15 protein-coding genes are annotated in these 12,295 nt (G+C 63.1%); 12 read left to right on the top strand and 3 right to left on the bottom strand.

What is annotated here, in order from left to right; genetic code table 11:
* The first annotated feature begins 39 nt into the window (after positions 1 to 39).
* From QNO06_RS11685 to murA, 12 genes are all read left to right on the top strand, one after another.
* A complete protein-coding gene (locus QNO06_RS11685; RefSeq protein ID WP_227913844.1) occupies positions 40 to 522 on the top strand; it encodes a hypothetical protein in 483 nt (160 codons plus the stop codon).
* The gene (locus tag QNO06_RS11680) at positions 515 to 790 is read left to right on the top strand and encodes an AtpZ/AtpI family protein (RefSeq protein ID WP_227913845.1); all 276 of its coding nucleotides are present in this window, start codon (positions 515 to 517) and stop codon (positions 788 to 790) included. Before QNO06_RS11685 ends, QNO06_RS11680 begins: the two co-directional genes overlap by 8 nt.
* A gap of 85 nt (positions 791 to 875) precedes the next feature.
* Entirely contained in the window at positions 876 to 1,679 is an 804-nt protein-coding gene (gene atpB / locus QNO06_RS11675; RefSeq protein WP_227913846.1) for a F0F1 ATP synthase subunit A, read from the top strand.
* A gap of 73 nt (positions 1,680 to 1,752) precedes the next feature.
* Positions 1,753 to 1,971 (top strand): ATP synthase F0 subunit C, encoded by a 219-nt coding sequence (gene atpE / locus QNO06_RS11670; protein WP_227913847.1) that lies wholly within the window; start codon positions 1,753 to 1,755, stop codon positions 1,969 to 1,971.
* Between the two features lie 44 nt (positions 1,972 to 2,015).
* Positions 2,016 to 2,564 (top strand): F0F1 ATP synthase subunit B, encoded by a 549-nt coding sequence (locus QNO06_RS11665; RefSeq protein WP_227913848.1) that lies wholly within the window; start codon positions 2,016 to 2,018, stop codon positions 2,562 to 2,564.
* Positions 2,564 to 3,379 carry a F0F1 ATP synthase subunit delta gene (locus QNO06_RS11660; protein WP_227913849.1) on the top strand — a complete coding sequence of 272 codons (816 nt, stop codon included), beginning with the start codon at positions 2,564 to 2,566 and terminating at the stop codon, positions 3,377 to 3,379. Before QNO06_RS11665 ends, QNO06_RS11660 begins: the two co-directional genes overlap by 1 nt.
* Positions 3,380 to 3,478: 99 nt before the next feature.
* Positions 3,479 to 5,116: a F0F1 ATP synthase subunit alpha gene (atpA, locus tag QNO06_RS11655; protein WP_227913850.1), complete on the top strand. Its 1,638-nt coding sequence runs from the start codon at positions 3,479 to 3,481 to the stop codon at positions 5,114 to 5,116.
* Between the two features lie 98 nt (positions 5,117 to 5,214).
* Complete coding sequence (locus tag QNO06_RS11650) at positions 5,215 to 6,108, top strand: F0F1 ATP synthase subunit gamma (protein ID WP_227913851.1); 894 nt, start codon at positions 5,215 to 5,217, stop codon at positions 6,106 to 6,108.
* 80 nt (positions 6,109 to 6,188) lie between these two features.
* Positions 6,189 to 7,652: a F0F1 ATP synthase subunit beta gene (gene atpD, locus QNO06_RS11645; RefSeq protein ID WP_227913852.1), complete on the top strand. Its 1,464-nt coding sequence runs from the start codon at positions 6,189 to 6,191 to the stop codon at positions 7,650 to 7,652.
* A 5-nt stretch (positions 7,653 to 7,657) separates the two neighbouring features.
* A complete protein-coding gene (locus QNO06_RS11640) occupies positions 7,658 to 7,951 on the top strand; it encodes a F0F1 ATP synthase subunit epsilon (protein WP_227913853.1) in 294 nt (97 codons plus the stop codon).
* Positions 7,952 to 7,960: 9 nt separating this feature from the next.
* The gene (locus tag QNO06_RS11635; RefSeq protein ID WP_227913854.1) at positions 7,961 to 8,389 is read left to right on the top strand and encodes a DUF2550 domain-containing protein; all 429 of its coding nucleotides are present in this window, start codon (positions 7,961 to 7,963) and stop codon (positions 8,387 to 8,389) included.
* Between the two features lie 115 nt (positions 8,390 to 8,504).
* Positions 8,505 to 9,770, top strand: coding sequence for a UDP-N-acetylglucosamine 1-carboxyvinyltransferase (gene murA, locus QNO06_RS11630; RefSeq protein ID WP_227913855.1), 1,266 nt, complete (start codon positions 8,505 to 8,507; stop codon positions 9,768 to 9,770).
* A 92-nt stretch (positions 9,771 to 9,862) separates the two neighbouring features.
* Here murA and QNO06_RS11625 read toward each other — a convergent pair whose 3' ends face one another.
* From QNO06_RS11625 to nucS, 3 genes are all read right to left on the bottom strand, one after another.
* Positions 9,863 to 10,066: a cold-shock protein gene (locus QNO06_RS11625; RefSeq protein ID WP_146361532.1), complete on the bottom strand. Its 204-nt coding sequence runs from the start codon at positions 10,064 to 10,066 to the stop codon at positions 9,863 to 9,865.
* A 208-nt stretch (positions 10,067 to 10,274) separates the two neighbouring features.
* Positions 10,275 to 11,525: an N-acetylglucosamine-6-phosphate deacetylase gene (locus tag QNO06_RS11620; RefSeq protein WP_227913856.1), complete on the bottom strand. Its 1,251-nt coding sequence runs from the start codon at positions 11,523 to 11,525 to the stop codon at positions 10,275 to 10,277.
* A 53-nt stretch (positions 11,526 to 11,578) separates the two neighbouring features.
* Positions 11,579 to 12,274 carry an endonuclease NucS gene (gene nucS / locus QNO06_RS11615; RefSeq protein WP_227913857.1) on the bottom strand — a complete coding sequence of 232 codons (696 nt, stop codon included), beginning with the start codon at positions 12,272 to 12,274 and terminating at the stop codon, positions 11,579 to 11,581.
* Positions 12,275 to 12,295: the final 21 nt, after the last annotated feature.

Raw genomic sequence — 12,295 nt, 5'->3', positions numbered from 1 at the left:
ATCCAGGCGAACCATCCAGGCAAGGAAGACTGCCCACACATGAGATCCACAGACGGTTCCCGCACCAGCGGGTTCCTGACCCCGTCCGGGCCAACGAAGGCCCCCTGGCTGGGGATCCTCGGTCGGGCCCTTGCCGTCACCGGCGGCGCAGCCGTGCTGGCTGCGGCCTCGGCGGCAGTGTTTGCGGACGGATACGCTGCGGCAAGTTCTGTGCTCGGATGGTTCCTCATTGCGGCCTTCTTCGGCATCAGCCTCTTGGTTGGGCATTTTGTCGGCCGGAGGAATCCTTCGGGCGCAATTGGAATGTTCGTAGTTACCTATGCCATAAAAGTTGTGGGTTTCGCCGTCATTCTTTTCGGATTGGGTACGCCGGAATGGCTGCACCGTGAATGGTTTGCGTTGAGTGCTGTCGGCGCCGTGGTTCTGTGGCAGGCAACGGAGATCCGTGCCTTTGCAGCAACCCGGCACCTGATCTTTACCGAAGCAGCGGAACTTTCCAGCGAAGGAGCTTCGAATGCCTGAGAAAAAGCCCGCAGTTACCCCCGCAGCCTTCCAAGCTCCCGCGTCCAGGCGCCGCGCAGCACTGCAGTATGTGCTGGCGGGAATCATCGCCTTGGGTTTGATAGGGTGGAGCCTGGATAGTCTCCTGGGAACTCGCTGGATTTTACCGGCCGGTATCGTTCTGGGCGCGGTCAGCGGCTACTATGTGGCCGCCGCGCACAGGCAGGCCACGGATGCGGACCGACCCGCCAAGGGTGGAAAACAGCCGGATACGGATAAATCGAATTGATTTCACAAAACCTGTTTAGAGGGCGCACCTCGCGCGTGCCCGCCAATGATATGCCCAACGATGGACACAGCAGAGAGGAAACGCGTTGATCGCGCTTGCGCTTCCCGCCTCCAATGACGAGGGATTCGTTCCACCCACCCTCGAAGACATGCACCTCCCTGAGATCCTTCCCTGGGGCGCCGAAAGTGGAGAAGGATTTGGTAAGCAGATGCTGCTTATCCTCCTTTCCGTCCTCATTCTCGGATGGTTCTTCGTAGCCGCTGCCCGAAAGGGCCAGATGGTCCCGGGCCGGCTGCAGTTCCTGGGCGAGTGGAGCTACAACTTCGTTCGCAACTCGATCGGCCGGGACATCATCGGTGAAAAGGACTTCAAGGCCTTCACCCCGCTGCTGTTCTCGCTCTTCTTCTTCATCCTGATCAACAACCTCTGGGGCAGCATCCCGCTGGCGCAGCTGCCGACCACGTCCCACGTGGGCACGGCTTACGCCCTGGCCGGCATCGTGTACTTCACCTGGATCATCCTCGGCATCAAGAAGCACGGCATTGCCTACTTCAAGTACGCCACGGTTCCGTCCGGCGTGCCGATTGCCATCCTGCCCCTCGTGGTGCTGATCGAAATCATCTCCACCTTCCTGGTCCGTCCGATCACGCACAGCCTGCGACTCTTCGCAACCATGCTGTCGGGCCACCTCATCATCATGCTGGCGGGTGCCGGAACCTCGTTCCTGCTGCTCGAGGCTGAGGGACTGCTGAAGCCGCTGGGTGCTCTCACCCTGATCGGCGGCGTCGCTATGTTCCTGTTCGAAGTCTTGATCCAGGTCCTGCAGGCCTACGTCTTTACCCTGCTGACCGCGATCTACATCCAAGGCTCAATCGCCGAGGAACACTAAACCTCCCCTCTCCGGGGGAAACCCCTGAACCACACAACCTGCCCTCCGGGGCATCTTGAAAGGAACAAGCCAAATGATTGGTGAAATCAACGGCAACATCAACCTCGTCGGCTACGGTCTGTCCGCCATCGGCGGCGCCATCGGCGTGGGTCTGGTCTTCGCTGCCTACATCAACGGTGTAGCCCGTCAGCCGGAAGCCCAGCGCGTCCTGCAGCCCATCGCCTTCCTGGGCCTGGCACTGACTGAAGCACTGGCTATCCTTGGTCTGGTTTTCGCGTTCGTCCTCAGCTAACTTCAGCGCGTATTTTCCTAACCAAGTAGATAGGACGGATTGAAATGAACGAGGCACTAATCCTCGCCGCTGAAGAAGGCGCGAATCCTCTGATCCCAAACATCTGGGAGATCCTCGTAACACTGCTTGGCTTCGCTGTGCTGATGTTCATCGTGGTCAAGTTCGTCGTCCCGATGTTCGAGAAGACGTACGCAGAGCGTACCGAGGCCATCGAAGGCGGACTCAAGAAGGCCGAAGCCGCACAGGCTGAGGCCAGCGCGGCCCTGGATGAATACAAGCAGCAGCTGATCGATGCCCGCACCGAGGCCAACCGGATCCGTGAGGAAGCACGCGCCGAAGGCGCCCAGATCCTCGCTGATCTCAAGGCCAAGGCAGGCGCCGAATCCGCCCGCATCATGGAACAGTCCCACGTCGCCATTGAGGCGGAGCGCCAGGCAGCTGTCGTTTCCCTCCGCAGCGAAGTGGGCACCCTCGCCACGGAGCTGGCAGGCAAGATCGTAGGCGAGTCCCTCGCCGACGATGCCCGTGCTGCCCGTGTAGTTGACCGCTTCCTTGACGACCTGGAATCCCAGAACGCAGGTGCGGTCCAGTAATGGCAGGTATATCGAGCGAGTCCCTGGCCGCGGCACAGACGAAGCTGGAAGGCATGCTTCCCGGCGCCACTGCGTCCCTGGCAGAGGAACTCTTTGGAATTCTTGGCCTGCTGGACAGCGACGCCGGTCTGGTCCGCGCACTGACGGATCCGGCTCGTGAAGCCTCCGCCAAGGCAGCCCTGGTCTCGAAGCTGGTAGGCGGCAAGGTTTCGACCAGCGCCGAGCAGCTTGTTGCTTCTCTGGTGGAGTCGCGGTGGCGCACTGCGCGTGACCTCGGCGATGCCCTGGAAACCCTGGGTGCAACGGTTGTTTCCGCTGTAGCGGAAAACAAGGGTCCCGGCCTGGCCGGGCTCGAGGCCCTGGAAAGCGAACTGTTCCGCTTCAACCAGGCCGTTGCAGCCAACCATGAGGTGCAGCGTGCCCTGCAGGAACCGCAGGCTTCGGCCGCAGCGCGTTCCGAACTGGCGCTGAAGCTGGTACCGGGCGCGGGCGCTGAAGCAAAGGTGCTGATCAGGCAGGCAGTGACCGCCCCGCGCGGCCTGCGGCCCTCGGCACTGGTCACCCGCTTCATGGAACTGGTAGCTGCCCGGCAGCAGCGGTGGATTGCCGAAGTGCAGTCCAGCCGTCCGCTGACGCAGGAACAGCAGAAGCGTCTGCAGTCCTCTCTCAACGGACTGTATGGCCGCGAGCTGAAGATCAACGTCAACGTGGACCCGGCGATTCTGGGCGGCATCCGTGTCACAGTGGGGGATGAAGTAGTTGATTCCACCGTTGCAACACGCCTGACTGAACTTCGCCGAAAGCTCGCTGTCTAGTCACGTCACGGCCGGAAACGGCCGGAGAAACAATTGAGTACCAATCACGGTCATCGGCTTTCAAGCGATGATCACAACATAGGAGAGCAGGGACTGCAGATGGCCGAATTGACCATCAACGCCGACGACGTCCGTAATGCGTTGAATGAATTCGCGGCGTCCTACGAACCCGGAAACGCAGAGCGCGTTGAAGTTGGCCGCGTAACCACCGCCAGCGACGGCATTGCCCGTGTGGAGGGCCTGCCCTCCGTTATGGCGAATGAGCTGCTTCGGTTCGAGGACGGCACGCTGGGCCTGGCCCAGAACCTTGACACCCGTGAAATCGGTGTCGTTGTACTTGGCGACTTTGCCGGTATCGAAGAAGGCCAGGAAGTTCACCGCACCGGTGAAGTCCTGTCCGTACCCGTAGGCGATGCCTTCCTGGGCCGCGTTGTCGACCCGCTGGGCGAGCCCATGGATGACCTGGGCCCGATCCAGGCCGAGGCACGCCGTGCCCTGGAACTCCAGGCACCGGGCGTTACCCAGCGCAAGTCGGTCCATGAGCCGCTCCAGACCGGCCTCAAGGCAATCGACGCCATGATCCCGATCGGCCGCGGACAGCGCCAGCTGATCATTGGTGACCGCAAGACGGGTAAGACCGCCATTGCCGTGGACACCATCCTGAACCAGAAGGCCAACTGGGACTCCGGCGACGTGCAGAAGCAGGTTCGCTGCATCTACGTCGCCATCGGTCAGAAGGCTTCCACCGTCGCTGAAATCAAGCGCACGCTGGAAGACAAGGGCGCCATGGAGTACACCACCATTGTGGCCTCTCCGGCATCCGACCCGGCCGGCTTCAAGTACCTGGCACCGTACGCCGGTTCGGCCATCGGCCAGCACTGGATGTACGGCGGCAAGCACGTCCTGATCATCTTTGATGATCTCTCCAAGCAGGCCGAAGCCTACCGCGCCGTGTCGCTGCTGCTGCGCCGTCCGCCGGGACGCGAAGCCTACCCGGGCGACGTCTTCTACTTGCACTCCCGCCTGCTGGAGCGTTGTGCCAAGCTCTCCGACGAGCTCGGTGCAGGCTCGATGACCGGCCTGCCGATCATCGAGACCAAGGCAAATGACGTCTCGGCCTACATCCCGACCAACGTCATCTCCATCACTGACGGCCAGATCTTCCTCCAGTCGGACCTCTTCAACGCCAACCAGCGCCCCGCCGTCGACGTCGGTATCTCCGTGTCGCGTGTTGGTGGCGCCGCACAGCAGAAGGCCATGAAGAAGGTCTCCGGTACGTTGAAGCTGGAACTGGCCCAGTACCGCGACATGCAGGCATTCGCCATGTTCGCTTCGGACCTGGATGCGGCTTCCCGCCAGCAGCTGACCCGCGGCGCACGCCTGATGGAACTGCTCAAGCAGGGCCAGTACGCCCCGTACCCGGTGGAAGACCAGGTCGTATCGATCTGGATGGGCACCAACGGCTACCTGGACGACGTTCCCGTTGAGGACGTCCGCCGCTTCGAGGCCGAGTTCCTGGAGCACGTACGCCACTCCTCGTCCGTCATGACCGTCCTGGCCGAGACGAACAAGCTCGAGGACTCCACGGTTGATGAGATGAAGACCCTCATCACCAACTTCAAGCAGGGCTTCTTCGGCGAAGGTGACAACCGCATGGTTGCCGCCGGCCACGAAGAAACCTCCGCCTTGGACGGGGAAGCCGTAGACCAGGAAAAGATCGTCAAGCAGAAGCGCTAACGGCTTTGGACCTCCGCTGCCGGGCACACCGCCCGGCAGCGGACCCTTGGCCCTTGCCTTAGCCCCTAGTTCGAACGCTAGGAACTGAAAGGAAAAGTATGGGAGCCCAAATTCGGGTCTACCGCCAGAAGATCGCGTCGACCACGTCGATGCAGAAGATCTTCAAGGCGATGGAGCTGATTGCTGCCTCTCGCATTGGAAAGGCGCGCACCCGTGTGGCTGCGTCACTGCCTTACTCCAATGCGATCACCCGTGCCGTTTCTGCTGTGGCATCCCAGTCGGAGATCGATCATCCGCTGACCACCGAACCGGAGCAGATCCGGCGCGCAGCCGTGGTCATCATGACCTCCGACCGCGGTCTTGCCGGATCATACTCCGCCGGTGTCCTCAAGCAGGGCGAAGCACTTAATGAATTGCTCCGTGAAGAGGGCAAGGAAGTTAAGACCTACCTTGTCGGACGCAAGGCGCAGGCGTACTACGACTTCCGCAACCGTTCCGTGGAACGGGTTTGGACCGGCGGTACCGACGCACCCGAGTTCGAAACAGCCCGAGAAATCGGCAAGGCACTCCTCGATGACTTCAATACGGCCTACGAAGACGGCGGCGTGGACGAAATCCACATCGTGTACACGCGCTTCAAGTCCATGGTTATTCAGGAACCTGCGGTCATCCGACTGCTGCCGCTGGAGGTAGTAGAGGAAGAAGCCCAGTCAACCGCTGAGTTCCTGCCTCTCTACGAATACGAGCCCGAGCCGGAAAAGGTCCTGGACGCACTGCTGCCGCGCTACATCGAGTCGCGCATCTTCGCAGCCATGCTCCAGGCCGCAGCTTCCGAGCTTGCCGCCCGCCAGCGCGCCATGAAGGCCGCAGGGGATAACGCCACGGACCTGATCAAGAAGTACACGCGACTTCGCAACAACGCCCGTCAGGCTGAAATCACCCAGGAGCTTTCGGAGATTGTCGCCGGAGCAGACGCGCTCAGCGCGTCCTAACCAGCAGCAACCGCCGCAAGAAGCTCCAACGCAAAACAAAACTTAGTCCACACGCCATCTAACTGAGTGAAGTGAGAGAGATGACTGCCCAAACTGCCGAGCACGGAGCAACCTCCGTAGCACCGGGCGCCACAGGCCGTATCGCCCGTGTCATTGGCCCGGTTGTCGACGTCGAATTCCCGGCTGACGCAATCCCCACCATCTACAACGCCCTGACCACCGAACTGACGGTCAACGGCGAAACCCGCACCATCACCTTTGAGACCTCCCAGCACCTGGGCGACAACCTCATCCGTGCAATCTCCCTGCAGGCCACTGACGGCCTGGTCCGCGGCGCAGCCGTGGTCGACACCGGTGCCCCCATCTCCGTGCCCGTAGGCGACGGCGTCAAGGGCCACATCTTCAACGTGCTGGGCGAGCCCCTGGACGTTCCGGCTGACAAGCTGGAAATCTCCGAGCGCTGGCCGATCCACCGCAAGGCACCGAACTTCGCGGACCTCGAGGGCTCCACCGAGATGCTGGAAACCGGCATCAAGGTGATCGACCTCCTGACCCCGTACATCAAGGGCGGCAAGATCGGCCTGTTCGGCGGCGCCGGCGTCGGCAAGACCGTTCTGATCCAGGAAATGATCACCCGTGTTGCTCGCAACTTCGGCGGTACCTCGGTATTCGCCGGTGTTGGCGAGCGTACCCGTGAAGGCAACGACCTCTGGGTTGAAATGGAAGAGGCAGGCGTCCTGAAGGACACGGCCCTTGTATTCGGCCAGATGGATGAGCCGCCGGGAACGCGCCTTCGCGTGGCCCTCTCCGGCCTGACCATGGCGGAATACTTCCGCGATGTGCAGAACCAGGACGTGCTGCTCTTTATCGACAACATCTTCCGCTTCACGCAGGCAGGTTCCGAGGTTTCCACTCTTCTCGGCCGCATGCCTTCCGCCGTGGGCTACCAGCCGAACCTGGCTGACGAGATGGGTCTGCTGCAGGAGCGCATCACGTCCACCAAGGGTCACTCGATCACGTCCATGCAGGCCATTTATGTCCCTGCTGACGACTACACCGACCCGGCCCCGGCCACCACGTTCGCCCACCTGGACGCGACCACGGAACTTTCCCGTGAAATCGCATCCCGCGGCCTGTACCCGGCCGTGGATCCGCTGACCTCGACGTCGCGCATCCTCGACCCGCAGTACGTCGGCCAGGCGCACTACGACACGGCTATCCGCGTCAAGCAGATCCTCCAGAAGAACAAGGAACTGCAGGACATCATCGCCATCCTCGGTGTCGACGAACTCTCTGAAGAGGACAAGATCGTCGTGTCGCGTGCACGCCGTATCCAGCAGTTCCTCTCGCAGAACACCTACACCGCCAAGCAGTTCACCGGCGTCGAAGGCTCCACGGTTTCCGTCAAGGACACCATCGAGGGCTTCAAGGCCATCTGCGACGGCGACGTGGACCACATCGCCGAGCAGGCCTTCTTCAACGTCGGCGGCATGGATGATGTCGAGCGTCAGTGGGCGAAGATCCAAGAGCAGACCGGGAAGTGAGCCCCATGGCGGACACTGCTGAACTCCAGGTTGAGATTGTCGCAGCCGACCACTTCGTGTGGTCCGGTGCGGCGAAGATGGTCAAGGCCCGCACCAGCGACGGCGAGATCGGGATCCTTCCCGGCCACTCGCCGGTGCTGGCTATCCTTGCTGAGGGTGGACTGGCCATTGAGCCGGTTTCCGGCTCCCGCATTGAGGTGAGCGTCGACGGTGGTTTCTTCTCCGTGGACAACAACCGCGTGGTCATTGTGGCCGACAATGCGAAGGTGACCAACGAAGCAACCGCCGGGATCCGCTGACCCCCACCAATGGACGGTTCTTACGTGTTCATTGCGCTGGCTGCCCTGTTCGGGCTGCTTGTCCTCGCAGTACTGCTTTTCTGGGTGCGCCGCAGTCAGCTGCGGCGCACCCTGGGGACTCTTGATGCCTCCATCTGCTTCCCGCCCGGCGGGTGGCGGATGGGGGTTTGCCGTTATACGGACACCCACTTGGAGTGGCTGCGGCTCGTATCACTGAGTCCGCGCCCGCCCTACCGTTTCCTGCGCAGTTCGCTGGAAATGGGCGGCTGGCGCGAACCCACCGAGGCCGAGCGCGCACGCATCCAGCCGGGCGCCGTAGTGGTACGGCTGAATTACGAGGGCAGCGCTGTCCTGGTGGCCATGAACTATGAGGCCTACACCGGACTGTCGTCCTGGATCGAAGCCGGCCCCGTAGTTGGCATCGGCACCTGGCGGTAGCACCGGCCGGCCAAAGCCCAAGCATCAAAGGCACAGGGATTCCCCTGTGCCTTTTGTGCTGTCCGGGCACTGTTGGCGGCCCGGACGGTGCGCCGGCTCCACCTAGAATGGAGTAATGGAAGACGTCATTGTTGTTACCGGTCCGTCCACCCTGCGCGGCGCCGTCACTGTTCCCGGCGCGAAGAACAGCGTCCTGAAATTGATGGCCGCAACCCTGCTCGCGCAGGGGCGGTCGGTCATCACCAACGTGCCCAACATCCAGGACGTCTGGATCATGGCCGAATTGCTGCGCCGGCTGGGCTGCACAGTGGACTACGACGTCGACGCCGCGTCCGTGGCGGTGGATGTGCCCCGGGAGCTGGGCCACCAGGCCGACTATGACCTGGTCCGTGCCATGCGGGCCTCCATTTCCGTACTTGGCCCGCTGGTGGCCCGGTGCCGGCGCGCCGAGGTGGCGTTGCCCGGCGGCGACGCCATCGGTTCCCGCGGACTGGACATGCACCGTTCCGGACTCGAGCTGATGGGCGCCTCGATCGGGATAGACCACGGCTACCTGGTGGCGTCGGTGCCGGAAGGCCTGCATGGCGCGGCTCACATCCTGGACTTCCCCAGCGTGGGTGCCACGGAAAACCTGATGATGGCAGCCACCCTGGCCCGCGGACGCACGGTGATCGACAACGCTGCGCGCGAACCGGAGATCAGTGACATTGCGCAGATGCTCAATGCGATGGGTGCCCGGATCACCGGCGTGGGTACCAACACGCTGGTCATCGAGGGCGTCGACGCACTGCATCCTGTGGTCCACCGCACCGTGCCGGACCGGATTGTTGCCGGAACGTGGGCGTTTGCGGCGGCGATCACCGGGGGCGAAATCGAAGTACGGTCCGCAGATGCATCGGCTCTGGCCGTGGTGCTGGACAAACTGGTCCAGGCCGGCTGCGAGGTCAGCACGGGGGAGGACTGGTTCTCCGTGAAGGGTCCGGCCACGCCGGAACCGATCAATGTATCGACCCTGCCTTATCCGGGTTTCCCCACCGATCTGCAACCGTTTGTGGTGGCCCTGAACGCGGTGTCAGCCGGTTCGGGAATGGTGACGGAGAATGTGTTTGAAGCGCGCTGGGGCTTTACGTCGGAATTGGCCCGGTTGGGGGCAGTGGTCCGGCTGGACGGCCACCACGCCCTTATCCAGGGCGTGCCGATGCTTTCCGCTGCGCCGGTTGTCGCCAATGACATTCGTGCCGGAGCTGCGCTGGTTATTGCCGGTCTTGCGGCAGACGGAACTACCGAGGTGCGCGGCGTGGAGCATATCGACCGCGGCTATGAGAACTTTATGGAAAACCTTCGCGGCCTGGGCGCCAATGTGGTGCGCCGCCGCGGATAAAGGACGAATCCTCGAAAACGTAAAAGCCCCCGGCAGCTGCCGGGGGCTTTTACGTTTTCTGCAAAACTGTTGTCCCGAAGGGGACGCGGTCCTTAGAGGGCGGTGACGCCGGTGGCCTGGGGGCCCTTGGCGCCCTGGCCGATTTCAAAGGAAACGCGCTGGTTCTCGTCGAGGGTCTTGAATCCGTTGGTCTGGATTTCGGAGTAGTGGACGAAGACGTCGCCGTCGGAGTCGTCCGGGGTGATGAAGCCGAAGCCCTTTTCGGCGTTAAACCATTTGACGGTACCCTGAGCCATTGTTTCTCCTCATAAATGGAACTTACCTGCACGCTTCGTGCCGGGTTATGTTACTGAAGCAAGAAAGCCCAAGTTCTTGCCGTTCAGCAGTTCCTTGAGGAGCTTCTCGCTCGCAACGGTCTTGCGAGCATGAAATACACCTACACAAAGACTTGGTAATAGAGTGGCATAACCGATTTCCGGGGTCAATGCCGGAAACGAAATATTTTCAACTATTTTTCCCAGTTTTCGGAGTTTCCGGGGCGTCCAGCCAGGAGCCGAGCCGCAGCACCGCGTGCAGCTGAAGATCGGGTGTAAGCACCAGTGCGTCGGCGCGCAGTCCCCGGCGAAGTGCGCCAACCTCGTCCGCCAGCCGGAGCACGTCGGCAGGCACCTCGGCTGCGGCGCGCACGGCGTCGTGCAGCGGCACGCCCGCAGCCACGGTCCGCTGCAGGCACTGCAGCAGGGTGGCCGTGCCGCCGGCAATTGATCCACCCCCGGCCAGGCGGGCGGTACCGGCACGGACTTCCACGGCCAGGTTGCCCAGCCGGTAGCTGCCGTCCTGCAGACCGGTAGCTGCAATGGCATCACTGACCAGGGCTATGTTGCCGGCGCCTGCCAGCTCGAAGACGGTCCGCACCATGGCCGGGTCCATGTGCACGCCGTCGGCAATTACCTCGACCACGGCGTCGCCCTTCCGTGCGGCCCGCAGGCAGGCAGTGGCAGGCCCGGGGGAGCGGTGGTGGAGCGGCGGCATTCCGTTGAACAGGTGCGTCACGGTGGGGCGGGGTGCGTAGCCGTCAAACCCGGCCTCGTCCATCTCGTCACGGGCCCACGCAAGCGACGCCGCGGCGGTGGCGTCGTCGGCGTCGGTGTGGCCCAGGGAGGGGGTGACGCCCCGCAGGATGAGCCGGTCCACCAGGTCCTCGGCCCCTGGAAGCTCCGGAGCGTAGGTCATGGTCACCAGCTCACTGTCGGAAGCCTCTACCAGCGCATCCACGAAATCCGGATCGGGAGCGAGCAGGTACTCGGGGTCCTGCGCACCCCGGCGCACCGGCGAGAGGAAGGGCCCCTCGGCGTGGATGCCCGCAATGAGCCCCTCGCGGGCCAGGGCGCCCAGCCGCTCCGCGGCCGCCAGGAGGGACTGGCGGGATCCGGTGACCATGCTGGCCAGCAGGGAAGTGGTCCCCGAGGCGTGCAGGAAGGATACCGCCTGCCGGATCCCGTCGGGGCCGGCGGTGGCGAAGTCGGAGCCCAGGGCGCCGTGGCAGTGCAGGTCCACGAGGCCGGGAATGATCAGCGCACCAGGGGGGACCGCCACCGGGTCCGGCCACCCGGCGTCATCAAATCCGGACGCTGGTCCGGCATACACAATCCGGTCGCCCTCGAAGGCCAGCACGCCGTCGGAAACCGGCTCGTCGGGAGTGAGGACGGTGCCCCGGAGATAGCCGCGGGTGGCGGAAGGCGCAGTAGGAGTCATGCACCGATTCTAGGCATGCCCTGAGCCGGCGGGGCAGCAGCGCAACTGCAGGCTCAGAAAAGACGGGAGTCCCGGTCATCCACTCCGCGCATGGCATCGTAGTCCAGGGTCAGGCAGGAGATGCCCCGGTCTTCGGCCAGCACCCGGGCCTGCGGCTTGATCTGCTGGGCGGCGAAGATCCCCTTGACCGGAGCCAGCAGCGGATCCCGGTTGAGCAGTTCAAGGTAGCGGGTCAGCTGCTCGACGCCGTCGATGTCGCCGCGGCGCTTGAGCTCCACGGCCACCGTGGCACCGGAGGAATCGCGGGCCAGGATGTCCACGGGACCGATGGCCGTCATGTACTCGCGGCGGATGAGGGTGTAGCCCTCGCCCAGGCGGTTGATCTGTTCGGCCAGCAGCCGCTGCAGGTCCGCTTCCACGCCGTCCTTGATGAGTCCGGGGTCAACGCCCAGGTCATGGGAAACGTCGGAGAACCGCTCATGGATGCTGATCACCAGGCGGTCGTCGGTCTTGGCGCTCTGGACGTTCCATACTTCCGTGACACCGGCTTCGGCATCCGTATCGTCCGGTTCCACGCTGCGCATGGTGGCCGGAGGGCTCATCCAGTTCAGCGGCTTGTAGGAGCCGCCGTCGGAATGGATCAGGACGGAACCGTCGGCCTTGACCATCAGGAGCCTTACGGCCAGGGGCAAATGGGCACGGAGGCGGCCGACGTAGTCAACGGAGCAGCGGGCTATTACTAAACGCACAGTTGCACTTTACCGGCTCAT

The organism is Arthrobacter sp. zg-Y20, from assembly GCF_030142075.1.
In the GTDB taxonomy this organism is placed as follows: domain Bacteria; phylum Actinomycetota; class Actinomycetes; order Actinomycetales; family Micrococcaceae; genus Arthrobacter_B.
This window is presented reverse-complemented; position numbering and strand designations above follow the sequence as displayed.

Bases quoted from the DNA above. Each gene is read 5' to 3' on its own strand.
- QNO06_RS11685 (WP_227913844.1), top strand. From the start codon at position 40: ATGAGATCCACAGACGGTTCCCGCACCAGCGGGTTCCTGACCCCGTCC.
- QNO06_RS11680 (WP_227913845.1), top strand. From the start codon at position 515: ATGCCTGAGAAAAAGCCCGCAGTTACCCCCGCAGCCTTCCAAGCTCCC.
- atpE (WP_227913847.1), top strand. From the start codon at position 1,753: ATGATTGGTGAAATCAACGGCAACATCAACCTCGTCGGCTACGGTCTG.
- QNO06_RS11665 (WP_227913848.1), top strand. From the start codon at position 2,016: ATGAACGAGGCACTAATCCTCGCCGCTGAAGAAGGCGCGAATCCTCTG.
- QNO06_RS11660 (WP_227913849.1), top strand. From the start codon at position 2,564: ATGGCAGGTATATCGAGCGAGTCCCTGGCCGCGGCACAGACGAAGCTG.
- atpA (WP_227913850.1), top strand. From the start codon at position 3,479: ATGGCCGAATTGACCATCAACGCCGACGACGTCCGTAATGCGTTGAAT.
- QNO06_RS11650 (WP_227913851.1), top strand. From the start codon at position 5,215: ATGGGAGCCCAAATTCGGGTCTACCGCCAGAAGATCGCGTCGACCACG.
- atpD (WP_227913852.1), top strand. From the start codon at position 6,189: ATGACTGCCCAAACTGCCGAGCACGGAGCAACCTCCGTAGCACCGGGC.
- QNO06_RS11640 (WP_227913853.1), top strand. From the start codon at position 7,658: ATGGCGGACACTGCTGAACTCCAGGTTGAGATTGTCGCAGCCGACCAC.
- QNO06_RS11635 (WP_227913854.1), top strand. From the start codon at position 7,961: ATGGACGGTTCTTACGTGTTCATTGCGCTGGCTGCCCTGTTCGGGCTG.
- murA (WP_227913855.1), top strand. From the start codon at position 8,505: ATGGAAGACGTCATTGTTGTTACCGGTCCGTCCACCCTGCGCGGCGCC.
- QNO06_RS11625 (WP_146361532.1), bottom strand. From the start codon at position 10,066: ATGGCTCAGGGTACCGTCAAATGGTTTAACGCCGAAAAGGGCTTCGGC.
- QNO06_RS11620 (WP_227913856.1), bottom strand. From the start codon at position 11,525: ATGACTCCTACTGCGCCTTCCGCCACCCGCGGCTATCTCCGGGGCACC.